Annotated in this window: 27 protein-coding genes and 1 pseudogene; 9 read left to right on the forward strand and 19 right to left on the reverse strand. The window is 70.2% G+C overall.

All coding sequences use genetic code 11. From position 1 onward, the window contains the following. Positions 1–104 precede the first annotated feature (104 nt). Positions 105–1,037: a tetratricopeptide repeat protein gene (locus ACFQRI_RS05845; RefSeq protein WP_380665241.1), complete on the reverse strand. Its 933-nt coding sequence runs from the start codon at positions 1,035–1,037 to the stop codon at positions 105–107. A gap of 367 nt (positions 1,038–1,404) precedes the next feature. On the opposite strand from ACFQRI_RS05845, the gene ACFQRI_RS05850 reads away from it, so the two are divergent. Beyond that, positions 1,405–1,659, forward strand: a complete 255-nt coding sequence (locus ACFQRI_RS05850) for a hypothetical protein (protein ID WP_380665243.1) — start codon at positions 1,405–1,407, stop codon at positions 1,657–1,659. Between the two features lie 72 nt (positions 1,660–1,731). Here the strand turns inward: ACFQRI_RS05850 and ACFQRI_RS05855 are convergent, their stop codons facing one another. After that, positions 1,732–2,034 (reverse strand): MTH1187 family thiamine-binding protein, encoded by a 303-nt coding sequence (locus ACFQRI_RS05855; protein ID WP_380665245.1) that lies wholly within the window; start codon positions 2,032–2,034, stop codon positions 1,732–1,734. A gap of 139 nt (positions 2,035–2,173) precedes the next feature. Between ACFQRI_RS05855 and ACFQRI_RS05860 the strand changes: the two genes are divergently transcribed. Beyond that, a complete protein-coding gene (locus ACFQRI_RS05860; RefSeq protein ID WP_380665247.1) occupies positions 2,174–2,674 on the forward strand; it encodes a MarR family winged helix-turn-helix transcriptional regulator in 501 nt (166 codons plus the stop codon). Here the strand turns inward: ACFQRI_RS05860 and ACFQRI_RS05865 are convergent. Next, positions 2,671–3,030: a DUF3817 domain-containing protein gene (locus tag ACFQRI_RS05865; RefSeq protein WP_380665249.1), complete on the reverse strand. Its 360-nt coding sequence runs from the start codon at positions 3,028–3,030 to the stop codon at positions 2,671–2,673. The two genes, ACFQRI_RS05860 and ACFQRI_RS05865, sit on opposite strands and share 4 nt — an antisense overlap. Before the next feature lie 56 nt (positions 3,031–3,086). Then, positions 3,087–3,413, reverse strand: a complete 327-nt coding sequence (gene cutA, locus ACFQRI_RS05870) for a divalent-cation tolerance protein CutA (protein WP_380665251.1) — start codon at positions 3,411–3,413, stop codon at positions 3,087–3,089. Positions 3,414–3,657: 244 nt separating this feature from the next. Here cutA and ACFQRI_RS05875 point away from each other — a divergent pair. From ACFQRI_RS05875 to ACFQRI_RS05890, 4 genes and pseudogenes are all read left to right on the forward strand, one after another. Further along, a pseudogene (locus ACFQRI_RS05875) lies at positions 3,658–4,028 on the forward strand (cupin domain-containing protein); the annotation flags it as partial. Between the two features lie 153 nt (positions 4,029–4,181). Beyond that, entirely contained in the window at positions 4,182–4,358 is a 177-nt protein-coding gene (locus ACFQRI_RS05880; protein WP_380665253.1) for a hypothetical protein, read from the forward strand. Positions 4,359–4,554: 196 nt separating this feature from the next. Continuing rightward, positions 4,555–4,962, forward strand: coding sequence for a TipAS antibiotic-recognition domain-containing protein (locus ACFQRI_RS05885; RefSeq protein ID WP_380665255.1), 408 nt, complete (start codon positions 4,555–4,557; stop codon positions 4,960–4,962). Positions 4,963–5,050: 88 nt separating this feature from the next. Further along, positions 5,051–6,370: a DNA polymerase IV gene (locus ACFQRI_RS05890; RefSeq protein ID WP_380665257.1), complete on the forward strand. Its 1,320-nt coding sequence runs from the start codon at positions 5,051–5,053 to the stop codon at positions 6,368–6,370. Between the two features lie 8 nt (positions 6,371–6,378). Here ACFQRI_RS05890 and ACFQRI_RS05895 read toward each other — a convergent pair whose 3' ends face one another. From ACFQRI_RS05895 to ACFQRI_RS05905, 3 genes are all read right to left on the reverse strand, one after another. After that, positions 6,379–7,104: a hypothetical protein gene (locus tag ACFQRI_RS05895; protein ID WP_380665259.1), complete on the reverse strand. Its 726-nt coding sequence runs from the start codon at positions 7,102–7,104 to the stop codon at positions 6,379–6,381. Between the two features lie 83 nt (positions 7,105–7,187). Then, the gene (locus ACFQRI_RS05900; RefSeq protein WP_380665261.1) at positions 7,188–8,366 is read right to left on the reverse strand and encodes an acetyl-CoA C-acetyltransferase; all 1,179 of its coding nucleotides are present in this window, start codon (positions 8,364–8,366) and stop codon (positions 7,188–7,190) included. Positions 8,367–8,570: 204 nt separating this feature from the next. Then, positions 8,571–9,569 carry a hypothetical protein gene (locus ACFQRI_RS05905; RefSeq protein ID WP_380665263.1) on the reverse strand — a complete coding sequence of 333 codons (999 nt, stop codon included), beginning with the start codon at positions 9,567–9,569 and terminating at the stop codon, positions 8,571–8,573. A gap of 131 nt (positions 9,570–9,700) precedes the next feature. Between ACFQRI_RS05905 and mce the strand changes: the two genes are divergently transcribed. Beyond that, positions 9,701–10,147 carry a methylmalonyl-CoA epimerase gene (gene mce / locus ACFQRI_RS05910; RefSeq protein ID WP_380665267.1) on the forward strand — a complete coding sequence of 149 codons (447 nt, stop codon included), beginning with the start codon at positions 9,701–9,703 and terminating at the stop codon, positions 10,145–10,147. Positions 10,148–10,172: 25 nt separating this feature from the next. On the opposite strand, the gene ACFQRI_RS05915 is transcribed toward mce, so the two are convergent. Both ACFQRI_RS05915 and ACFQRI_RS05920 read right to left on the reverse strand, forming a co-directional pair. Continuing rightward, positions 10,173–10,817 (reverse strand): TetR/AcrR family transcriptional regulator, encoded by a 645-nt coding sequence (locus tag ACFQRI_RS05915; RefSeq protein ID WP_380665269.1) that lies wholly within the window; start codon positions 10,815–10,817, stop codon positions 10,173–10,175. Between the two features lie 96 nt (positions 10,818–10,913). Further along, complete coding sequence (locus tag ACFQRI_RS05920) at positions 10,914–11,258, reverse strand: SPW repeat protein (RefSeq protein ID WP_380665564.1); 345 nt, start codon at positions 11,256–11,258, stop codon at positions 10,914–10,916. A gap of 211 nt (positions 11,259–11,469) precedes the next feature. Here ACFQRI_RS05920 and ACFQRI_RS05925 point away from each other — a divergent pair, with 211 nt between their 5' ends. Further along, complete coding sequence (locus ACFQRI_RS05925) at positions 11,470–13,041, forward strand: coiled-coil domain-containing protein (RefSeq protein ID WP_380665271.1); 1,572 nt, start codon at positions 11,470–11,472, stop codon at positions 13,039–13,041. A 131-nt stretch (positions 13,042–13,172) separates the two neighbouring features. Here ACFQRI_RS05925 and ACFQRI_RS05930 read toward each other — a convergent pair whose 3' ends face one another. Continuing rightward, entirely contained in the window at positions 13,173–13,991 is an 819-nt protein-coding gene (locus tag ACFQRI_RS05930) for an alpha/beta fold hydrolase (RefSeq protein ID WP_380665273.1), read from the reverse strand. A gap of 126 nt (positions 13,992–14,117) precedes the next feature. On the opposite strand from ACFQRI_RS05930, the gene ACFQRI_RS05935 reads away from it, so the two are divergent. Beyond that, positions 14,118–14,642, forward strand: coding sequence for a GNAT family N-acetyltransferase (locus ACFQRI_RS05935; RefSeq protein ID WP_380665275.1), 525 nt, complete (start codon positions 14,118–14,120; stop codon positions 14,640–14,642). Positions 14,643–14,674: 32 nt separating this feature from the next. Here ACFQRI_RS05935 and ACFQRI_RS05940 read toward each other — a convergent pair whose 3' ends face one another. The 9 genes from ACFQRI_RS05940 to ACFQRI_RS05980 form a co-directional block, all read right to left on the reverse strand. After that, complete coding sequence (locus ACFQRI_RS05940) at positions 14,675–15,424, reverse strand: alpha/beta hydrolase (RefSeq protein ID WP_380665277.1); 750 nt, start codon at positions 15,422–15,424, stop codon at positions 14,675–14,677. A gap of 51 nt (positions 15,425–15,475) precedes the next feature. Further along, positions 15,476–15,790, reverse strand: coding sequence for a hypothetical protein (locus tag ACFQRI_RS05945; protein ID WP_380665279.1), 315 nt, complete (start codon positions 15,788–15,790; stop codon positions 15,476–15,478). 36 nt (positions 15,791–15,826) lie between these two features. Further along, on the reverse strand, positions 15,827–16,786 hold the full coding sequence (locus tag ACFQRI_RS05950; RefSeq protein WP_380665281.1) for a hypothetical protein: 960 nt from the start codon (positions 16,784–16,786) through the stop codon (positions 15,827–15,829). A gap of 126 nt (positions 16,787–16,912) precedes the next feature. Continuing rightward, the gene (dhaM, locus tag ACFQRI_RS05955; RefSeq protein WP_380665283.1) at positions 16,913–17,590 is read right to left on the reverse strand and encodes a dihydroxyacetone kinase phosphoryl donor subunit DhaM; all 678 of its coding nucleotides are present in this window, start codon (positions 17,588–17,590) and stop codon (positions 16,913–16,915) included. Continuing rightward, on the reverse strand, positions 17,587–18,225 hold the full coding sequence (gene dhaL / locus ACFQRI_RS05960) for a dihydroxyacetone kinase subunit DhaL (RefSeq protein ID WP_380665285.1): 639 nt from the start codon (positions 18,223–18,225) through the stop codon (positions 17,587–17,589). Before dhaL ends, dhaM begins: the two co-directional genes overlap by 4 nt. Positions 18,226–18,235: 10 nt before the next feature. Continuing rightward, entirely contained in the window at positions 18,236–19,231 is a 996-nt protein-coding gene (dhaK, locus tag ACFQRI_RS05965) for a dihydroxyacetone kinase subunit DhaK (protein ID WP_380665287.1), read from the reverse strand. A 195-nt stretch (positions 19,232–19,426) separates the two neighbouring features. Next, on the reverse strand, positions 19,427–20,932 hold the full coding sequence (locus ACFQRI_RS05970) for an aldehyde dehydrogenase family protein (protein WP_380665289.1): 1,506 nt from the start codon (positions 20,930–20,932) through the stop codon (positions 19,427–19,429). 204 nt (positions 20,933–21,136) lie between these two features. After that, a complete protein-coding gene (locus ACFQRI_RS05975) occupies positions 21,137–21,391 on the reverse strand; it encodes a hypothetical protein (RefSeq protein ID WP_380665291.1) in 255 nt (84 codons plus the stop codon). A 34-nt stretch (positions 21,392–21,425) separates the two neighbouring features. Further along, the gene (locus tag ACFQRI_RS05980) at positions 21,426–23,099 is read right to left on the reverse strand and encodes a sodium:solute symporter family protein (RefSeq protein ID WP_380665566.1); all 1,674 of its coding nucleotides are present in this window, start codon (positions 23,097–23,099) and stop codon (positions 21,426–21,428) included. Positions 23,100–23,331 lie beyond the last annotated feature (232 nt).

Genomic DNA, 23,331 nt, shown 5'->3' on the forward strand with positions numbered 1-23,331 from the left:
GGGAGTACCTCGCCCAGCGAGGTACCAGCGAGCACGCGGGTCTCGACGCGACGAGGTCGACGGCGTTGCGAGCCCGCGTGCTCGACGCGGGCTGACGCACCTACTCAGAACAGGGCGCTGGCCAGGTTGCGGCGGGCCTTGAGCACGCGCTCGTCGCCCTCCGGGAAGATCTCGAACATCTCCACCAGGTGCTGGCGCACCCGGTTGCGCTCGTCACCGGAGGTGCCCTTGATCGTCCGGATCAGCCGGTCGAAGCCCTCGTCGATCTTGCCGATGGCGACCTCGGCGTCGGCGGCGGCCAGTTGCGCGTCGACGTCGTCGGCGTTGGCGTCAGCGCGTTCGATCGCCGACGGATCGGCCTGCTCGGCGCGCGCGGTGAAGCGGACCTGCATGAGCGCGGCCTTGGCCTGCTCGTTGTTCGGCTCGCTGGCCAGGATCTCCTGGTAGGCGGCCTCGGCCTCGGCGAAGTCACCGCGTTCGAGGGCGTCCTCGGCACGGGTGAAGCGCGGGTCCTCGGGCTCCTCCGCCGGCTCGGCAGAACCAGCGGCCTCCTCGGCGGCCTTGATGCCCGGGAGCTGATCGCGCAGCTGGTCGAGCAGGGAGTCGATCCACTGGCGCAGCTGGGGCTCGGGCTGGGCGCCCGCGAAGCCGTCCACCGGCTGCCCACCGGCGATGGCGATGACCATCGGGACCGACTGCACCTGGAACAGCTGAGCGATCCGCGGATTGGCGTCGACGTCGACCTTGGCCAGCACGAACGCACCGTTGTACTCGCGGGCGAGCTTCTCCAGGGCTGGCGAGAGCTGCTTGCACGGCTCGCACCAGGTCGCCCACAGGTCGACCACGACGGGCACCTGCAGCGACTTCTCCACGACCTCCTGGAAGTTCGCCTCGGTCGCTTCGACGATCGCCGCGTGGTTCTCCGCGGCCCCGCCGTCGCCGCCTTCTCCGGGCGGCTGCTGCGCGGCCTTGGCAGCGGCTTCCGCCCTGCTCTTGAGCCCCGAGAGGTCGACTGCGCCCGCCATCGAAGCGGACATCGCTGCTGAGTTCTGGCGTGGATCCGGCCTCGTCACAGTCCCATCCTGACACGTCCCACCAGCCGCTCGACGGCTGGGCGGCCGATGCCGCTCGTGCACTTCCAGGGGTGCCGCCGCCGGGCGGGCAAAACCGCCGAAGCCCATTGGCTCCGATATCCAGGCGACACGCCGCTACCCGCCTAAAACAATTCGAACAAGCGAAGAATTTCCACTCGAACAGGTGGCAATCGGGATCAACCCCTCAGGTTCTTCGGCAGTGATCGCCGAAAACGACCAAGAGCCCGCGAGGGACGGTTGTTTTCTCCGGGCGGTGGGGTTCCCTCGACGGGGAACCTCCGGCCAGTAGTTCAACGAGAGGTTCGAAACAGTGCGTATTGCAACCCGAGTTGCCGGTGTCGCCGGTGCCGCCGCCCTCAGCGCCATGGCCCTGGGTGGCACCGCTTTCGCGGACAGCGCCGACAACGACGGCGTCAACCTGCTGGACGACAACAACGTGAGCGCCGTGCCGGTGCAGGCCTGCGGCAACAACGTCGGTGCCGCCATCGGCGTCGTCGTCCCGGTGCTGTCCCCGCAGAGCAGCAACTGCGTCAACGCCCCGGTGGTCGACCACCCGCAGGGCTGAGCTCGCTCCGAGCAGCGCCAGACTGCGAACGGGGGTGGTGTCGACGGCGACACCACCCCCGTTCTCTCGCGCCTACTGATCGCGCAGCTGTTCCTCCACCCGCTGCACCTTGGCCTGCAACTGGCCGGTGTGACCGGGACGGATGTCGGCCTTGAGCACCAGGCTGGTGCGCGGAGCGCGTGCCGACACGACCTCGGTGGCGCGCTTCACGACGTCCATGACCTCGTCCCACTCGCCCTCGATGGTGGTGAACATGGAGGTCGTCTCGTGCGGCAGGCCCGAGTCCCGGACAACCTTCACCGCGGCCGCGACCGCCTCGCTGACGCTGTCGTCTTCTCCGGCCCCGCTCGGGGCCACGCTGAACGCAACCAGCACGAAAAGCTCCCTTCCAATCGAGTCGGCTTCGAACCGGCACCCCGATCATGCGTCAACCGGGCCGCGGTTCGTCGAATTCCGAGCGCGCGCGGTCGACAGTCGGCAGAGGTGTTCGCCCTCGCTGCTAGCGTCGAACACCATGAGCGCCCGTGGCCCCCTGCCCTTCGACCCCATCGCCCGCGCGGCCGAGACCTGGGCTGAGCGGGTTGGCCCGTCCACGACGATGGCCGCGGTCACCAGCATCATGCGGGTGCAGCAGATCCTGCAATCCGCGGTCGACAACGCTCTGCGACCGCACAACCTGACCTTCGCGCGCTACGAGGCGCTGGTCCTGCTGACCTTCTCGCGACGCGGCAGCCTGCCGATGCGCGTCATGGGCGATCGCCTGCAGCTGCACCCGACCAGCGTGACCAACATCGTCGACCGCCTCGAGCAGGACGGCCTGGTGCAGCGCGTGCCGCACCCGACCGACCGGCGCACCACGCTGGTGGCGATCACCGACGACGGTCGCGACCTGATGAAACGAGCCACCGAAGCGGTCAACGAGATCGATTTCGGGCTGCAGGGCATCACCGAGCGGCAGACCCAGCAGCTGACCGAGCTGCTGGGCAAGGTCCGGCACGCCGCCGGCGACTTCTAGTTCAGCTCGCGCAGCACGTAGCCGACCCGGCCCCAGAACGTGGGCTCCTCGGAATCCCGGAGCTCCAGCAGGCCGCGCTTGTTCGCCCAGCGCTCGAACCACACGGTGGCCAGGGGCGGCACCGAGGCCACCAGCGCGAGCACCAGCACCCAGAACCGCCAGCGCAGCGGGCTGAACACCACCAGCGTCACCAGCACGTAGGCGGTGAACACGATGCCGTGGATCCAACCCATCACGGTCACGCCCAGCGGCATGCCCAGGCCGTACTTGAACGCCATGGCCACCAGCAGGCCCGCCCAGGACAGCGCCTCGGCGACCGCCACCAACCGGAACCAGCCCACATAGCTACGCGGCACGTCGACCCCTACTCGTCGTTCCCGAACCCTGGAACGAGTGTGCCGGGTGTCGACGGTCACTCCGATGCCGGTCCGGTTTCGGCATCCACCCAGGACAGGTAGTCCGGGTTTCCGCCGACGATCGGGGTCACGATGACCTCCGGGACGTCGTAGTCGTGATGGGCCCTGATGTGCGCGATCAGCGCCTCGCTCCGGCCCGCCGAGGTCTTGATCTGCAGCTGCCACTCGGGATCGTCCTGGGCCGCGCCCTCCCACACGTAGAAGCTGCGGATCGCGACCACCTGCACGCACGCGCCCAGGCGCGCCTCGACGATGCCGCGGGCGAGCTCGGCGGCGGACTCCTCGGAGTCGGTGGTGGTCACCACCTGCACGTGATCAGCCATGGCGCCAGGGTATCGGGCGCAGGCGTGCAGCAGGGGAACCTTCCTGCCACTCGGTCCACCTCGGTGTCTCCCCCTCGGCGGTTGCGCTGCGTCCGCGCGCAGCAACCTGGTGCGCTGCGCGCTGACGAGCACGCGGCGTGCGCGATCCGATCCGCCTCGCCATGACAACGTTGTCGGACCCGAGAATCCCCGCCGCGCCACGACGACCGACGTGCGCGGTTGGCCGGTGTGAGCGTCAATACGCGCCGAGCACGTCGCCGATTTCGGCGACAGCACCGCTCTGCTGCTGAAGCTGCTCGACGCCGGGCAGCGGCTGCCGGTGCACCGCCACCGGTCCGACGCGTTCGCCAAGCAGCACCTGGGTTCCCGGTTCGGCAAGACCGAGGCCTGGATCGTGGTGGGCGTCAGCGGCTCGAAACCCGTGGTGCACCTGGGCTTCCGGGAGACCGCCGCGCCGGAGACCGTGGCCGAGCCGGTGCGCACCCAGGACTCCTCGGCGATGCTGGGCGCGCTCAACCCGATGACACCGTCCACGTTGCCGCGGGAACCCCGCACGCGACCGGCGCCGGGGTGATCATCGGGGAGCTGCGGCAACCCAGCGACTTCTCGATCACCCGGGACGACGTGGACCCGAAGAGGCAATACTTCTCCAAGTCCCAGGGCTGAGCGGATCGCGACCTTCACCAATCGCTTCGGCGGGCTCGCTCGCCCCCGGGGCCGCGTCGTGCGCGGTTGGCTCCCATCTGCGCGTCGTGGTTACCGTGAGGCATGGCCAGACACGGTGAGATGTTCCCCGGTCGCAAGCTCAAGCACGAGGGCGACCAGGGCGGCGTGGGGCGTGAGCACGATCCCGGTGGCCCGCTGGACCTGGACCGGGGCGTGGTCTTCCTCGCACCGCCGAAGGAGGACCAGGACGAGGATCCGCGCGAGAAGCCCGAGGAGTGATCTCCGCGGTCGCCGCTTCACCCGAAGAGCGATCACAGGCTGATAGCGCAACCACCCATTAACGCACGGCGTCCGTTCCTTTCCGCTAATGTGCCACGGGCAGGTGACACACCCCTCCAACGAGCGTTTGGTGTTCACTTCCCGTTGCTCGTGTCGGAAGCGCCACACCCGCGCGCGTGATCGGAAAGGGGAGGCCGTGCGGCCGAACAACATGTCCGGGAGCGCTGCTCTCGAACAGACCGAAGCGGTCGAGGACGGCACCGCCCTCATCGGCAACGCCGCGCCGCAGGGCGCCACCCCGCAGCAGAAGCAAGCGATCGCACGGCGCATCGGCGAAGACTGGCAGCGCATCAGCTCCAACATCGCCGAGCTGTTCGCCACCGGCGTGCCCAGCGGCGACCCGCGAACTCAGCAGGTCGTGCAGGAGCACTACCGCTGGATCGGCAACTTCTGGAACCCCGACCGCGCCTCCTACCTGCGGTTGGCCGAGATGTACGTCAACCAGCCGAAGTTCCGGCACCGCATCGAGCGCCGCAAGCCCAAGGGCATGGCCGCCTACCTGCGCGACGCGATGACCACCTACGCCTGGGCCAACCTGCGCTGACGGGCGGCGGTGACAGGAAGGTTCCCATCCTCAGCACGCCCCCGCGTCCTCGCCGCCGCCGTCGGTGCGGTCGAGTTAAATGGGGCTCATGCGGAGGTGGGTGCTGCACATGGACATGGACGCGTTCTTCGCGTCCGTGGAGCAGCTCACCCGGCCCACCGTGCGCGGACGTCCGGTGCTGGTGGGCGGGCTCGGTCCGCGCGGCACCGTCGCCGGCGCCAGCTACGAGGCGCGCGAGTACGGGGCGCGTTCGGCGATGCCGATGACCGAGGCGCGGCGCCGCTGCCCGATCGCCGTCGTGCTCCCGCCGCGCTTCCGCGTCTACTCCGCGGTCAGCCACCGCGTGCTCGACATCGTGCGCGACGTCTCCGACGTCGTCCAGCAGGTATCGGTCGACGAGGCCTTCCTGGAACCCGCCGAGCTCGCCGACGCCCCGGTGCACCGGGTCGAGGAGTTCTGCGCCGAGCTGCGCGCGCGGGTGCAGCGCGAGGTCGGCGTGGTCGCCTCTATCGGCGCAGGAGCCGGCAAGCAGCTGGCCAAGATCGCCTCCGGGCTGGCCAAACCGGACGGCATGCTGATGGTGCCACCGGACGAGCAGCTGGAGCTGCTCTCCGGGCTTCCGGTGCGCAAGATGTGGGGCATCGGCCCGGTCACCGAGTCGAAGCTGCACCGCATCGGCGTCTACACCATCGGTGAGCTCGCGGCGATGCACCCGCAGGACGTCACCTCGCTGCTCGGCCAGGCCATCGGCACCGAGCTGCACCGCCTCGCGCACGGCATCGACGACCACCCGGTCGCCGAGCGGGCCGAGGCCAAGCAGGTCAGCGCCGAGACGACCTTCGACTACGACATCACCGATCAGGAGACCCTGCTCGGCCAGATCGCGAACGTGGCCGAGTCCGCGCACCGACGCCTGGTCTCCTCCGGGCGAGCCGCCCGGACCGTCACGCTCAAGGTGCGCGACTCCGACTTCACCACGATCAGCCGCGCCGAGACCTTCTCCTCGGCCACCAGCGACCTGGCGACGCTGTCGGCCGCGGCCCGCCGGCTGCTGTCCGCTGCCGCGCCCGCGGGCACCCCGCTGCGGCTGGTCGGCGTCTCCTACTCCGGCCTGGCCAACTCCGAGCAGGAACCGCTGTTCGAGCACCGGCCCGCAGCCTCCGAGGAATCGCCTCCCGCGACCGAGACCTCAGATGCGGACGCCCCGGAGAGCGGTGCCGCGCGCCAGTGGCGCGCGGGCGACGACGTGCGCCACCCCGAGCACGGGCACGGCTGGGTGCAGGGAGCCGGGCACGGGCGCGTGACGATCCGCTTCGAAACCGCCACGACCGGCCGCGGCGTCGCGCGCACCTTCGCCGTCGACGACCCGCAGCTGAGCACCGCCGACCCGCTGGAGAGCCTGGGCTGACCGGTCGATCAGCCCTGCGGTGGCCTCGGGAGCTCGCGGCGGTAGTTGCCGACCCACTTCTGCGGCGCGATGTCGCGAGTCGCGCTCTCCAGGGTCTTCGGCAACCGGGAGAACGGGGGCAGGTGGAACCGGTAGCGGTCCGGCGGCAGCCCCGAGACCGTCGGGGGCTCCTCGATCCACCAGCGCTCCAGTTCGGGGTGCCGCTCGGCGAAGCCGGGATCGGCCGGGTAGATCTCCAGCGCACGACGCCGCTCCGGGTTCGTCGGACGCCGGTCCTGGATCCACGGCAGCGTGCCGATGCCCACCGCCTTGATCTCGTTCCAGTCGATCCCGTAGACCTCACCCATGGTGCGCACGTAGAAGCCGCTGCGGTCGAGCAGGAAGCCGCGACCGTTGAGCATCCCGCGCGAGGCCAGCACGAACCAGATGAAGGTCATGCCGAAGACCAGCTGCCAGATCCACATGCCGACCGAGTTGCCGTTGTTGGCCAGCGAAGCGGCGATCAGCACCGTGCCGAGACCGCTGATCCCACCGCCGATCAGCAGGGCGCGGAAACTCGCCGCGCTCACGTCCACGTCCCGGGCGTCGGCGCCGAGCAGGGTCGGCTGCGGCCCGCGCGGCGGAGCGGGACGCGCCATCTGTCCCTGACTGGTGTAGCGGGCCGTACCGCGCGGGATCGTGCGGGTGGTCTCCGACCAGTCGGCGCGCCGCCATCCCCCTGGAAGCCATCTCATGCCATCCAGCGTATCGGCGAACCACCCAGTTGATCATGATGCGGGGCGAATCTCCGGGTCCCGTTCGGGGACTTCTCGGGGATTCACGCGCTGAGCAGGAGCGCGTCGCCCTGACCACCGCCACCGCAGAGCGCGGCCGCACCCGTGCCCCCGCCCCGGCGCTTGAGCTCCAAGGCGAGGTGCAGCGCCAGACGAGCACCGGACATGCCGATCGGGTGCCCCAGGGCGATCGCACCGCCGTTGACGTTGACGCGGTCCTCGGACACGCCGAGCTGACTGGCCGAGACGATGCCCACGGCCGCGAACGCCTCGTTGATCTCGACGAGTTCCAGGCCCGCCGGGTCGACACCGGCCCGGTCGGCGGCCTTCTTGATGGCGTTGGAGGGCTGCTCGTGCAGGCTCGCGTCCGGTCCGGCCACCACGCCGTGCGGGCCGATCTCGGCCAGCCAGCTCAGCCCCAGCTCCTGGGCCTTGGTCTTGCTCATCACCACGACCGCGGCGGCGCCATCGGAGATCTGCGAGGCCGTGCCCGCGGTGATCGTGCCGTCGGCGGTGAACGCCGGACGGAGCTTGGCCAGCGTTTCGGTGGTGGTGTCGCCGCGCACGCCCTCGTCGGTGTCGACCACGACCGGGTCGCCCTTGCGGCGCGGCACCTCGACCGGAACGATCTCCTCGGCGAACACCCCGTTGGCCGCGGCCGCCGCCGCGCGCTGGTGCGAGCGCGCCGCGAAGGCGTCCTGGCCCTCGCGGGTCAGCCCGTAGCGGGCGTTGTACTTCTCGGTGGACAGACCCATCGCGACCTGGTCGAACGCGCAGAACAGGCCGTCGTGGGCCATGTGGTCGAGCATCTCGACGTCGCCGTACTTGAAGCCCTCGCGAGAGCCGGTGAGCAGGTGCGGCGCCTGCGTCATCGACTCCTGCCCGCCGGCGACCACGACGTCGAACTCGCCGGCCCGGATCTGCTGGTCGGCCAGCGCGATCGCGTCCAGACCGGACAGGCACACCTTGTTGATGGTCAACGCGGGCACGTCCATGGGGATCCCCGCGGCCACGGCGGCCTGCCGCGCCGGGATCTGACCGGCGCCCGCGGTCAGCACCTGACCCATGATCGTGTACTCGACCTGGTCGGGCGCGACGCCGGCGCGCTCCAGAGCGGCCTTGATGGCGATGCCGCCGAGCTGCGCGCCGGAGAAGTCCTTGAGCGAACCGAGCAGACGCCCCATCGGGGTCCGTGCACCCGCCACGATCACAGAACTACCCACGACTGCCTCCTGGTCCAGCTTCGTCGACACACCGATTCGCGCGACTTGATGGTTCCCATCATCGCCCGCTTTCGCTTCGGCGACCATACCCATGAACATCGCCGGTTGACTGTGAGCGCCGCCACGGCGCCGCGCGGGTGCGAGGAAGGTTCCCCGCTCACCGCCCCGGCCAGCGGTCCGCGAGTGACAGGAAGGTTCCCTTGCTCAGGTACGGCACCTGCCCCTGCCCGCGGTCAGATCGCACAACCCCGGCTCCGCCGACCAGGACAGCCGATCGCGCGCGTCGACGCCGAGCTCGCGGGAGACCGACACGTCCGACACCGCTCCGCTGTCGGCCTTCGCCCAGTAGCGGACCTCGTACTCGCGCCCGTTCTCGGCGTAGGTGAAGGCGTAGAACGGAGCCGGTACCGGGGCGGGGCCGTAATGCGGAACGGTCCAGGCGTTGTCGCCCTGCGCTCTTCCCGGGTCCACGTAGAGGCAGTCGTACCGGACTCCTTCGAAGCCGCACACGCGCCGTTCCGCGCCGCCGTAGCGGCCCACGTCATCGACCTGCACCAGGGCGCCGCCGCGCAGGCGCTGGAACACGTCCTCGCAAGCACCGGTGCCGCAAGCGCGCCAGGCGCGCCACGCCTCCGCCCGGGCGGAAGCAGCGGACGCGCCCGAGTTGATCGCCGCGCAGTAGCGGTCCACCACGTGCGGCGCGACCTGGTCGGCAGCTGCCGAGACGTCGATGGCCTCGGCAGCGGTGATGTCGGCACCGAGCCCGGCCGAGTCGAGCTGCCACGCGCCGACGCCCGGGTTGAAGTACAGCGCCTCGGAGCGCTGCTTCGGGTCCGACAACGACGGCTGGTCGTCGTAGCGGGAGAGCGTCATCGGCGACGGCGCGTTCCCGGAGGGGGCGACTTCCGGCCAGGTCGGCGACAGCGTCAGGTCGGTGGCCTCGGCCGGGCTGACCTCGCAGGCGGCGCTCCCGGCCGCGGCGGTGGCCGCGGCCCGCACCTGCGCGTAGGGGGCGGTTCCGAAGCGCAGCGGTCCGGGAGCGACCCAGCTGTGCTGCTCGACGAGCTGCGCGGCCCGCGGGTCGGGTCCGCCGCCGCCGCTGATCACGCCGTCGTCGCCCGCGGCCAGGGCGTGATCAGCGGTGGCGGTGGTGACGATCAGCGCGGCGAGCAGGACCGAGGATCTCCGCAGCACCTTGACCACGTTCTGCCCCCTACGAGTGCGACGGTCATCGGCTGGCGCCGTGCCAGATCACCTGACTTCACCTCGGGGGGCAATTCGATCTTCGCGGTGAGCGGGTTTTCCCGGGCATGCCCCACCGTTACGCTGCGACCATGCACGCGGAACTGAAAGACCTGGTCACGGCCGTTGATCACGTGGGCATCGCGGTCGCCGACCTCGACGAGGCCATCGCCTTCCAGCGCGACACCTTCGGGTTGCAGGTCGCGCACGAGGAGACCAACGACGACCAGGGGGTCCGCGAGGCGATGCTGCGCGCCCCCGGCGACGCGGCGGGGGCCGCGCAGATCCAGCTGCTCGCCCCGCTGCGCGAGGACTCCGCGATCGCCAAGTTCCTGGACCGCAACGGTCCCGGATTGCAGCAGCTCGCCTACCGGGTCACCGATGTCGAGGCGGCCATGGCCGCGCTGCGCGCCAAGGGTGTGCGCCTGCTCTACGAGGAACCCCGCCGGGGCACCGCGGACAGCCGGATCAACTTCGTGCACCCGAAGGACGTCGGCGGCGTGCTGGTCGAGCTCGTCGAACCCGCCCCGGGGCACTGACCGCGTTCGTCCGCGACGACGCCGGTCAGGCGGGTCTGACCGTGCGCGGTTTGCCCGCGCCCATCTCCAGCGCGCGGGCGATGAAGCCGATTTCGCGGTCCAGCTCGTCGTCCTCGGTGCGATGCCGGGCCACCGAGTGGCGGTGGTTGATCACCCTGGCCAGCAGTAGCGCTGCGGTGTCGACGTCGCGGCCGGGCAGGCCGGGGGGCAGGGCCAGCTCGATGACGCGGCGGATCTGCTCGACGACCGTGCCGAAGCGGCGCTGCATGGCGTCGCGCACGGCGTCGTGGGTGTCGGCCTCCCGCCAGAGCAGGTGGCTGAGCAGCATCGACGATTCGAGGCGGGCGTCCAGTTCGCGCACGAGCCCGCGCAGGCTGCCCGCGATGTCGCCGCGCACGACGATCTCGTCGGACTCCAGCTCCTCGTCGGGCAGCCGGTCGACCAGCGCTTCGAGCAGGTCCTGCTTGCGCTTGAAGTAGTAGTGGATGAGCCCCTTCGGCACCCCGGCCCGATCGGCGATCCGGGAGGTGGGGGTGGCGTTGAAGCCGTGCTCGGCGAACAGGTCGCCGGCTGCGGTCAGGATGCGCTCGCGCGCGGAGCCGCTCTGGTCCTCGTCCGGCAGGTCCTCGGTGGACGGGCGGCGAGCACGCTTGCCCGGGACCTGCGACATGTGCCCGACCTCCCTGGTACGGCGATAGAACGCGCGGTCCGGAATCTACCTCCGGACCGCGCGATCATCGCAATCTCGTCGCAGGAGTGCTTGCTCTCAGTGCGAGCCCGCCACACCCCGGTGAGCCGCGTTGGCCTCCGGAAGTGCTGCCAGACCGGCGATGACGGCCAGAACGCCGACGATCCACGACGTCCACGCTGCGCCCATCAACGAGCTGTAGCCGAGGACCCATGGCGAGATGAAAACAAGCGCGCCCAGCAACATGTGGCTGTATTCGCTGGTCATCGATCCGGGCATGGCCAACGACCAAACACTCGCGACGACCAGGAGCGCACCCAGCACGATCATCGCCAGAACGGCGGCGCCATTGGTCGCCGTCCACATCGTGGCGAGGATCAAGTAGGCACCGAGAACCACACCGGCCCAGTCCTGCCATCGCATCCACGGTTTCGAAGTCGAACCGCTCGACTGTTCGGCCACGTCGATCACCTCCGTTGCCCCACTGACCACTCCATAGTCACCCTTGGTTGGCCAGCCGGTCAATACTCTGCGAGGGGTAACTGCTGTGGTGGGTGTGACCTGGAGAGGAAAATCCCGTTCTTCCCCGCCACACCTCCCACAACAGCGTCGACTTCCAGGTACTTTGGTGCCCATGGGCCTTGCCGACGACCGCGATTTGCTGCCACTGGGGTCAGGATTCGACCTCGCTCGCAAGAACGGCTATGACCGCGCACAGGTCGACGAGCACCTCGAGCGTCTGGACGCGGACATCCGCATCCTCACGTCGGACCGCGACGCGGCGGTCTCGCAGGCCGCTGACCTGTCCAAGCAGCTCGAGTCGGCCCGCTCGGAGATCGAGAGCCTGCGCGGTCAGGTCGACCGCCTGGCCAAGCCGCCGACGACCCTGGAAGGGCTCAGCGAACGGCTGCAGCGCATGCTGCGCCTGGCCCAGGACGAGGCCTCCGAGATCCGCAACCGCGCCGAGAACGACGCGGCCATGATCCGCAACAAGTCCGAGGCCGAGGCCACCAACCTGCGCAACCGCTACGAGCGGCTGATCAGCGAGGTCGACAGCCGGCGCAGCGAGATGGAGACCGAGCACCGCTCGCTGATGGAGAGCGCCAAGGCCGAGGCCGAGCGCATCACCCGCGAGGCGGAGGAGAACCGCAAGCGCGCCGACGAGGAGTCCGAAGCCCACCGCATCCAGGTGGAGGAGGACTTCGAGATCGCCATGGCCGCGCGGCGCACCGAGGCCATGCGCACGCTCACCGAGCAGGAGCAGAAGAGCAAGTCCGAGGCCGAACGGCGCGTGCGGGAGGCGACCGAGGAGGCCAACCGGCGGCTGCGCGAGGGCACCACCGAGGCCCACCGCCGCGTCCAGGAAGCCACCGACAAGGCGAACTCGCTGGTCAACGAGGCCACCGAGAAGGCGGAGAAGCTCACCAAGGAATCCACCGAGGCCGCCGAGGCCCGCGAGCACTCCAGCAAGGAGGCCGCGCAGCGCAGGCTCACCGAGGCCAAGCAGGAAGCCGAGCGGCTGGTCACCGAGGCGACCGAGAAGTCCGAGCGGATGGTCAGCGAGGCCACCGAGAAGTCCGAGCGGATGATCCGCGAGTGCACCGAGGAGGCCACTCGCCGCGTCGACGTCGCCACCCGCGAAGCGAAGCGCCTGGTCAACGCCACGCGCGCGGACGCGCAGCGGCGGCTCGGCTCGACCACCGAGGAGGTCCAGCGCCGGCTGGCCCAGGCCGACGCGCACGTGCACTCGTTGACCGAGCTGCGCGACGCGGTCGCCAAGAAGCTGCGCGACGCCGCCGAGATGCTCGGCCAGACCACTCCCCTGCTGGAGCGCCTCGACCAGGAGGACGCCGAGGAGGAGAAGCTGCGCCAGGCCGCGATCGAAGCCCGCGAGCAGGCGCGCAAGGACGCCGAAGCCGCGATCGCCCGCGACGGCCGGGAAGTGGGCACCGACAACGCCCAGGACGACGAGCAGGACTCGAAGCCCGCCTCCGCGCAGCGCGAACCCGAGCGCACCGAGTCAGCCCTGCCCAAGCGCTCGACCGGCAGCAGCGGCTCCGCCAACGACGCGCCCACCGACCGGATCCAGCGCAAGCCGGCAACCGGCAACGAGGACACCCGCCGCATCCAGCTGCCCGTCCCCGACGAGCAGGACAAGCAGCACTCCTACAGCGGCGGCCACAACAACCAGCAGAAGAACAGCTGACCCGAACGCCGTCCTGCTCACCGAGCGGTGCGGACAGCGGAGTCGGACGCGTGTGCTGGGCTCCGCGCGCCGCTGCCGATGTTCGCCCGCACCCGCCGAAGCGGGTCAAGCGCGCCCGGCGAGCTACCGGGTCACGGCTCGATACGGCTCAGCCAAGGCCGCACCGCAGAAGCCAGCTCGTCCGGCACCTCCAGCGACGGCAGGTGGCCCGAGCCCGGCAGCACCACCAGCTCCCCGCGCGGCAAGGCCTCGACCATCCGGCGGGCTTCGCTCGGCGGGGTGACGCCGTCCTCCTCACCGACGGCGACCAGCGACGGGCCGTCGAACTCCTCCAGCGCGCGCAGACCGTCCGGGCGCTGCGCCATGGCGCGCTGCGCCCACGCGACGCCGTCGGCGGGCTGGGACTCGATCAGCTCGCGCGCGGTGGCCACGACCTCCGGGCGGTCCCGCCGGGTGGTCTCACCGAGCAGCGCGGGAAGCATGTCCTCGGCAAGCCAACCGGCCGTGCCCTCGCGCTCGGCGCGCTCGGCCGCACCGATGCGCTTGGCCTTGGCCTCCTCGGTGTCGGCGGGCGCCTTCGTGTCGACCAGCAGCAGGCCAGCGACCCGCTGCGGCGCTGCCCGCAGCAGCGCGGTGGCGACGTACCCGCCCATCGAGCAGCCGCCGAGGACCACGCGCGGCAGCTCCAGCTCGTCGAGCAGCGCGAGGATGTCCGCGGCGACGACGTCCACGCTCGGGGCTTCGGCCACCAGCCGCTCCTCCGGAGGAGTGGCCAGACCGTGCGCCGACGAACCGTCCAGCGAGCTCTCCCCGAGCCCTCGCTGATCAGGTGCGATGACCCGAGCCTGGTCCTCCAGGCGAACGCGCAGCGGAGTCCACATCCGCGCGTCCACCGGGTAGGCGTGCAGCAGCACCAGCGGCGTTCCGGCTCCCGATTCGATGTAGTGCACGACCCCATCCTGCCGGAAACCACCGCCGCCGGGCGGGCAGGCAAGCCGAGGAACACGGGAACCTTCCTGTCACCGCGGTCCGGAAACTCGGCTGCTGCGATCGCCGGCTGCGACTAGCGTGTTGCGATGCCCGAACCCGCGGAGATCCGCACCCGGCGACTGCTGCTGCGCAGGCCGCGACCCGAGGACACCGACTCGTTCGTCGAGGTCCACACCCGCCCGGAGACCCACGTCCACTCCGGGTTCGGGCGACGCACCCGCGAGCAGGCCCTGCAGCTGCTGGAGCTGATCCAGCGCGACTGGCAGGAGACCGGGGTCGGCTACTGGAGCATCCTGACCACCGGTTCGGGCGAGCTGATCGGCTTCGGCGGATTGCGGCACGCCGACGACGAGGGCGCACCGATCCTCAACCTCTACTTCCGGTTCCAGCCCTTCGCCTGGGGCAACGGCTACGCCACCGAGATGTCCGCGGCCGCCCTCGGCTGGGCGCAGCACAACCGGCCGGACATCCCGGTGCTGGTGCGCACCGCCACGCGCAACGCTCCCGCGATCGGCGTGGCCAACAAGCTCGGCCTCGAGCTGGTCGAGGAGCGGTTGCACGAAGGCGTCCCCGAAGTGGTGTTCCGCTCCCCTCACCCGGGGTTGTCGTGAGGAAGGGAACCTCTCTGCCGCCCGGCCCGCGGTCAGGACCCGACGATGGTGACCTGGCGGGTTTCCGACGGCCCGTCCCAGGTGCGCGGAAGCGGGGTCGGCACGTCCGGCGCCACGACCTGCACGATCGCGTCCAGGGCGGCCTCCGCCTTGCCGACCCACAGGTGCTTGGTGTCCGGGAACCCGATCACCTCCGCCTGGGTGAGCGGCGCGAACCGCTGCCGGGCTTCCTCGGGGCGCAGGTAGTCGTCGTGCTCCGGGATGAGCGCGCGCACCGGCTTGCCCGATTCGGCCCAGGCGCGCAGGTGCTCGTCGCTGCTCCAGCGCAGCGGCGGCGAGATCAGGACCGCACCTTCGACCAGCGGGTCCAGCCCGTGCACCAGGGTGAGATCGGTGCCGAACGACCAGCCCACGAGCCAGACGTTGGGCAGATCGTTGAACTCCGCGTACTCCAGCGCTGCGGCGACGTCGAAGCGTTCCGAATCACCGTTGTCGAACGTGCCCTGGCTGCGACCGGCCTCGCTGGCGGTGCCCCGGGTGTTGAACCGCAGCACCGCGATGTCGGCGAGCGCGGGCAGGCGGAACGCGGCCTTGCGGTAGATGTGCGAGTCCATCATGCCGCCGTGGGTGGGAAGCGGGTGCAGGCAGACCAGGGTGGCCTTGGGCGACCTGGACTCCGGCAGCGCGAGCTCGCCGATCAACTCCAGCCCATCGGCGGTGTGCAGGGTGATCTGTTCGCGGCGGGCCGGCAGCATCGTGTTGGCGCGGATCTCGGTGCTCATCGATGCAAATCCTGCCACGTGCGGGTGACGTGCCCGCGGTGACCTGCGTCGTCAGGACCAGCGACGGGTGGGGCCGCGGCGGGAGCGCGCCTTCCAGCAGCCGGTGTGCCAGTGGCGTCGTTCGTCGACTCCGCCGAGCTCGGCTTCCGGCCAGGCCACGACGTGGGCGATGCCGGGACGGATCTCGTGGTCGCATCCGGGGCAGCGGTAGAACTTGGTGGCCTGGGAGGCGGGCACGGTGCGCACCATCCAGTCGCCGTCCGGTCCGTGCTCGACGCGGGATGCGCCGAAGGAAGTGCCCGAGCCCCGGTGGCTGGTGTCCACCTGGAAGCTCTTCGAGCGGTGCGGGCGGTTACGTCGAGGCACCCCACAACGGTAACGGCTGCTGCGCTCCGAGTCCGGTCACGGGTTGGCCGGTGGCAGCTTCGGCCAGGCCAGCCGAGCGAGCCCGCGCGCGTACTCGCAGGCCTCGGTGCCATCGCTGCCCGGCAGCGCCACCACGAGTTGGGCGACTTCGACCTCGCCGGGATCGCCGAACGGGATGTGCCCCGTTTCTGCCGAGCAGAGGGGAACCGACGGGTCACCGCCGACGACGCTGATCACGGTGCGGCGATCGGCGACCTTCTCCTCGACCGCGGCACCGTGCAGCAACCTCGGGGGCTGCCCCGCGGTGTGCACCAGCTGCACGCGCGGTGAGTCGGCCGCCTGCTCGCCCCACGCGCACTGGTGCCCGGTGGGGCTGGGGCGCGGTCGTGCGTTCTCGAGACCGGGGACCTGCCGCACGAACCGGGTGTCGAGCACGCCGCAGGGATCGACCAGTGCCAGCGAGTTCGGCGGGGTGTCGCGATGCCCTGCCCGGCGCTGCTGCAGCGCCGCAGCGACCGCGCGGGCGCCGGAGTCCGCGAGCTCGCACAAACCCCGCGAGGGTTTCCCCTCGAGCAGGTCCGCGCTCACCTGCATCGCCAGACCGTCGTCGAAGAGCACTTCCCGGCTGCAGTGCCCGGGCACCGGCGCGTTCTTGGCGATGCGCAACCCGCCCTCGCGCACGATCGGGTCGCCCTGGCTCGGGTCGAACGGGACGAGCTCGCCGACGGCGAGCTGGATCAACGTCCGGTCGGCGGGCTCGACGTGCAGCAAGCAGTAGTCCAGGGACACCGTTCCTGCGTTGGTGGCCTCGCCGAAGCCGGTGATCGCCGCCGGGTCGATCAGGGTGCAGGGGTCCACTGTGCGCGGATCACCGAGCAGGGCCTGCGCGGTGCTGTCGTGGTTCTCCGCGGGTGGCGGGTCGTTTCGCGCGGTGCACGCGGCCAGCAGCACCCAGCACAGCACGAGCAGCAGGGCTTGGCGGCGAGGCGGCGACATCAACTCAGCCTAACGCCCCGCACCGCCCCGATCCCAGGTTTCCCGGCTGGCCTCGCGGTGACGAGGAGGGGAACCTTCCTGCCGGTCGGTTGACAGAAAGGTTCCCATCCTCGGTTCACCGGGGAACTACTCGTCGAAGTTTCGCTTGGCCAGGTCGAGGACGCGATCGATGGCCTGCTGGGCGTCCGGGCCGTTGGCGCGCAAGGTGATCCGGTCGCCCTTGCGGGCGCCCAGGCCCATCACGCCGAGAACGCTGGCGGCGTCGGCTTCGTTGTCGCCGGAGGCCACGGCCATCGAGGCCTGCAGCCCGTTGAGGCTGCGCGCCAGCAGCGCGGCCGGGCGCGCGTGCAGCCCGACCTCGTTGGTCAGCTCGAGCTCCTCGGTGATCTCGTCACCGGCCGGGGTCTCCGCGGCCGCACCGGGCTCGACCCCGGAACCGGCGCTCTCGGCCGCAGCCGCCACGGTCGCCTTGTCGTTGCCGCCCTGCGCGGAAACCGCTGCGGCGACCGCGCCTTCGACCAAGGGCGCTTCGACCACCCGCGCGGTCTCCGGATCGCCCAGGGATTCCACCGCGAGCTCGGCGACCATCTGCGCGCTGCCCAGGTCGTAGAGCACCACCGCACCGTCGCCGGTGTCGGCGTCGGACAGCGCCGCGGAAACCCGTTCGAAGTCGGTGCCGATGCCGCCGTCGGGCAGGCCGCCCGCGGCGGCGATGCGCACCTCCGGCGCCATCTGGCCGGCGAGCTCGACCACGCCCTCGGCGAGCTTGGTGCTGTGCGAAACGATGACCAGGCCGACGCTCATGAACGTGCCCCCGCGGACTCGGCGAATGCGGACAGCAGCAGGGCGGTGGAGCGAGCACCCGGGTCCACGTGCCCGGCGCTGCGCTCGCCCAGGTAGGAAGCGCGGCCCTTGCGCGCCACCATCGGTTCGGTGCCCTGCGCGCCCTCGTGGGCCGCCTCGGCTCCGGCCGCCAGCGCCTTGCCCGCGTCGGCGCCCGACTCGGCCGCGCTGCGGGCGGCCTCGGCGGCCGGGGAGAGCGCGTCGATCATGGTCTTTTCGCCGAGCTCGGCCTTGCCGCGCGCGACGACGCCGTCGACCCCGGCCTGCAGCAGCTTGGCCACGGTGGGCGCGTCGAGCTCCTCGACGTCACCGGCAGCTGCCGCGGCGCGCAGGAACGCCGTTCCGTACAGCGGGCCGGACGCTCCCCCGACGGTGGAGATGAGGACGGTGGCGGCCAGCTTCAACACCGCACCCGGGGTTTCCGGGGCCGCGGTGGCCAGCTTGTCCACGACCGCGCGAAAGCCCCGATCCATGTTCTCGCCGTGGTCGGCGTCGCCGATCTCGCGATCCAGCTGGACGAGCTCCTCGCGGTGTTCGGCGACGGTCGCGGCCCCCGCGCGCAGCGCGGCGATCACGTCCTTTGCGGTGCAACCCATCGGCTTCTCCTCACCAGTGCAGCGCCGCGGTGTGCACGGGCGCGTCCCAGAGCTCGGTGAGCTCGTCGTCCAGCTTCAGCAGGGTCAGGCTCATGCCCTGCATCTCCAGGCTCGTCACGTACGGCCCGACCAGGCGCCTGCGCACGGTGATGCCGCGGTCGGCCAGCAGCCGCTCGGCGATGCCGTGCGCGAGGTAGAGCTCGATCGGCGGCGTGCCGCCCATGGAGTTGGTGAACAGCAGCACCTCGTCGCCCTCGGCGAACGGCAGGTCCTCCAAGATCGGGTCCAGCAGCTGCCGCACGATCTCGTCGGCGGTGCCCATCGGCACCCGAGCTCGGCCCGGTTCGCCGTGGATGCCGATGCCGATCTCCATCTCGTCCTCGGCGAGGTCGAAGCTCGGCTGTCCGGCGTGCGGCACGGTCGGGGCGGTGAGCGCCATGCCCATCGAGCGCACCTGCGAGACGACCTTCCTGGCCAGCTGCTCGCACTGGTCCAGGCCGGCCCCGGACTGCGCGGCCGCGCCCACGATCTTCTCCACCATCACGGTCCCGCCGACACCGCGGCGCCCAGCCGTGTGCGTGGAGTCCTTGACCGCGACGTCGTCGTCCACCACGACGCTGCGCACATCGGTTCCCTCGACGCCCGCGAGCTCGGCGGCGGTCTCGAAGTTGAGCACGTCGCCGGTGTAGTTCTTCACGATCAGCAGCGCACCGGCACCGCCGTCGGCCGCGGTGATCGCCGCCTGCACGGCGTCCGGGGTCGGTGAGGTGAACACGGCCCCGGGCACCGCCGCGGCGAGCATGCCGGGCCCGACGAAGCCGCCGTGCAGCGGCTCGTGCCCGGAACCACCGCCGGAGATGACCGCGACGTTGCCCTGCACCGGCGCGTCCGCGCGCACGACCACCGCCGGGTCGGTCTGCACCCGCAGAAGCTCGGGGTGGGCCGCAGCCAGCCCCCGCAGCGACGCGGCGACCACGTCCGACGGATCATTGATGATCTTCTTCACCCGCTGGCCTCCTTGCCTGCGTTCGTTTGCCGCGCCCAGGCCCGGCGATGAGGATTCCACGCGATCGCTCGCGCGCGATCAACTGTGCCGGGCCGCGAGCACCGCGGCATTCCCCGGGCCGGGACCAGGGGAACGCGCGTGAGCAAGGGAACCTTCATATCACCGGGACCGCAAGCTCGGCCCGGGCGAGGGCGATCAGCGGCCGCGCACCAGGCGGATCAGGCGGACCACGGTTCCCACCGCGCTCTTCGGACGGGTGAAGGTCATCGGGTTGAACGGCATCTTGAACTTGGTCCTGGTCACCGCCTGCGAGCGGGCGAACTCGCGCAGCCCGTCGGCCCCGTGGATGCGGCCGAAACCGGAGTCGCCGACACCGCCGAAGGGCAGCGCGGGCACACCGGCGAACGAGATCACCGAGTTGACCGCGACCATGCCGCTGCGCAGCTTGCGGGCCAGTTCCACGCCCCTGGAGCGGGAGAACACGGTGCCGCCGAGGCCGTAGCGGGAATCGTTGGCGCGAGCGATGCCCTCCTCGGCATCGCGCACCCGCTGGACCACGATAGTCGGGCCGAAGGTCTCCTCGGTCACCGCTGCGGAGTCCTCGGGCACGTCGGCGAGCACCACCGGCTCGACGAAGGGCGGGCGCACCGAGTCCCGGCCGCCGACCAGCGCGCGGCCTCCGCCGTCGATGGCGTCGTCGATGTGGTCGCGGATGATGTCGACCTGGGCAGCCATGGTGATGGGACCGAACTCGGCACCGGGCTCACCGCCCGGGCGCAGCTTCTTCGCGCGATCGGCGACCATCTCCTGAAACCGGTCGGCGACCGACTCCACGACGTAGACGCGCTCGACACCGATGCAGGTCTGTCCCGCGTTGGACATCGCGCCCCAGACCGCGGCGTCGGCGGCCGCACCCAGGTCCGCGTCGGAGTCGACGATGAGCGCGTCCTTGCCGCCGCACTCGACCAGCACCGGCGTGAGGTTCTGCGCGCAGGAGGCCATCACGCGCTTGCCGGTGGCGGTGGAGCCGGTGAAGGCCACCTTGTCCACGCCGGAAGCGCACAGCGCGGCACCGGTCTCGCCGAAACCGGTGATCAGCTGGAACACCGGGTGCTCGGGCACGGCCTCGGCGAAGGTCTTGACCAGCAGCTCGCCCACGCCGGGGGTGAGTTCGCTGGGCTTGAACACCACGGCGTTGCCCGCGGCCAGCGCGTAGGCGATGGAGCCCATCGGGGTGAACACCGGGTAGTTCCACGGGCCGATCACGCCGACCACGCCGTAGGGGAGGTACTCGACGGTGGCGATCTGGTTGGACATCAGCACGCCGGGCGATACCTTGCGGCGCTTGAGCACCTTCTCGGCGTTGGCGCCCGCCCAGTGCAGGTGGTCGATGACCAGCACGAGCTCGAGCTTGGCGTCATCGAGTGGTTTGCCGGTCTCGGCGCAGATCACGCCCGCGAGCTCGTCCAGGCGTTTGAGCAGCAGTTTGCGCCACTTGTCCAGGTGCTGCTTGCGCCCGGAGAAACCGAGCTCGGCCCACTGCCGCTGGGCTTCGCGAGCCGAGGCGACCCGCTCGTTGACAGCCTCCGCGTCGTGAATCGGGTGCTCGCCCACGACCTCGCCGGTTCGGGGGTCGATCGATTGGAAGGTCTCCGACCGCGCACTGGCGATCTCGACGCTCCCCCGGGCGGTCTGGGTCATGGCCGGCCTCCCATGTTAACGACGTTCGTTGTCACCGTGCAGCCTACGAAATCACCGCGTCGAGAAGAACAGTCCTGTACATCCGGACTCAAGTGCTGGACACGCCGCGGTACGTCCTGGTCCACTCGACGGCTGGCCGGAAAATGCGAAACGGCGCCCGCGCGATCCGCGCGAACGCCGTTTTCGCTGTTGATCAGCCTGCGATCACTCGTCGCCGTCCGCCTCGTCGGGCACGACGATCGGGCGCAGCCGCGCCCAGCCGACCATCACGGCCGCGAACGCGAGCATGCCGACGCCACCCCACAGGTTGATGTTCACACCCGCGGACTTGGCGATCTCGGCCTGCGGTTCCACCAGCCCGACCGCCACCAGCACGACGCCGTAGATGGCGAACAGCAGAGCGATCACCGTGCGAATGTCGAAGGCACCAGCGGTGCGCCCCGAACCTCCACTCGCCATTTGAAGACCTCCTAGGCAGCCTTGTCCGGCACCGTCAGCCGAAGATGATGTTGAGGGCGATGATCAGGAGCAGCGCGATGCCGGCCAGCAGGCCCGGACGGCGGTACCAGCCGGCGTCCTCGCCGGTGGTGGACGCCTTCAGGTCCTCCTTCGGGGTCAAGCCCCACACCAGGCCGGTGAGCTCGGCCTCGGCCTTCGGCCTGGTGGCCATGGAGACCACGACGCTCACGACGATGTCGACCACGAAGGCAACACCGGCGGCGACGAAGCTCGCGCCCTGGCCCGGCAGGTCCAGCACACCGGTCTCGGACATCACGAACACCACGACGGCCGAGGCGGTACCGAGGACCAGACCGGACCAACCGGCGTGCGGGGTCATCCGCTTCCAGAACATACCGAGGATGAACGTGGCGAACAGCGGAGCGTTGAAGAACGAGAACAGCTGCTGCAGGTAGTCCATCAGGTTGGAGTAGCCCGAGGCGATGAACGCGGTGCCCACCGCCGTGACGGTCGCGCCGACGGTGACCCAGCGCCCCATCTGCAGGTAGTAGCTGTCCGGCTTGTCGCGGACGATGTAGGCCTGCCAGATGTCGTAGGTGAACACCGTGTTGAACGACGACAGGTTCGCGGCCATACCGGCCATGAAGGAGGCCAGCAGACCCGCCAGCGCGATGCCGAGGATGCCGTTGGGCAGCAGGTCGCGCATCATCAGCAGGATCGCGTCGTTGTAGTCGTAGGGACCTTGGCCGGTCTCCTTGAACTGCGTCATCTCCGGGATCAGCACCGCGGCGATCATGCCGGGGATGATCACGATGAACGGGATGAACATCTTCGGGAACGCACCGATGATCGGCGTGCGCTGCGCGGCCGACATCGACTTGGAGGCCATCGCGCGCTGGACCTCGACGAAGTTGGTGGTCCAGTAGCCGAAGGAGAGCACGAAGCCCAGACCGAAGACGATGCCGACCACGCTCAGGAAGTTGTTGGTGAAGCCGGTGAGCTCCGCACCAGGCCAGGCGGTCAGCTGCTCGGCGCCGCCCGTGCCCGCGGTGACCTTGTCGACCAGGCCCTGCACGCCGCCGACCTTGATCAGGCCGATGATGGTCAGCGGGGCCAGCGCCGCGACGATCACGAAGAACTGCAGCACCTCGTTGTAGATCGCGGCCGACAGACCGCCCAGCGCGGTGTAGGAGAGCACGATGACCGCTGCGACCAGCAGCGAGACCCACAGCGGCCAGCCCAGCAGCGCGTTGACGATGCTGGCCAGCAGGTAGAGGTTCACACCGGCGATGAGCACCTGGGCGAGCGCGAACGAGATGCCGTTGACCAGGTGGGCCGCCTTGCCGAAGCGGCGCAGCATGAACTCGGGAACGCTTCGCACCTTGGAGCCGTAGTAGAACGGCATCATGACCACGCCGAGGAACAGCATGGCCGGCACTGCACCGATCCAGAAGTAGTGCATCGTCGGCATGCCGTACTCGGCGCCGTTGGCCGACATGCCGATGATCTCGATGGCGCCGAGGTTGGCCGAGATGAACGCCAGGCCGGTCACCCACGCCGGGAGCGAGCGCCCCGAGAGGAAGAAGTCGAGGCTGGTGGAAACAGCCCGCTTGGCCAGAAAACCGATACCCAGCACGAACACGAAGTACAGCGCCAACAACGCATAGTCGACGCCGTTCGCGTCGAGTAGCTGACCTTGGGCTAGCAGCACTGCCGCCCCACCTCCCAGACCAAACAAAGTCGAACGACAACCACCACATTCGCGATAGCGGTCGGACAGTACCGCACAGAGCTACGCATACCAGGCGGCCGATATCAATTCTTTGCACAAAACACTAAATCGATCACGGGAAATCCGCCGAGCGGCGTCACCTGCAGGACGATGCGGAGGCGTCCGTGCGCGCCCCGTGTTCAATTGCGCTCGCTCAGGTCCATGCGAG

This window comes from Saccharopolyspora griseoalba, from assembly GCF_042665275.1.
Lineage (GTDB): Bacteria > Actinomycetota > Actinomycetes > Mycobacteriales > Pseudonocardiaceae > Saccharopolyspora > Saccharopolyspora griseoalba.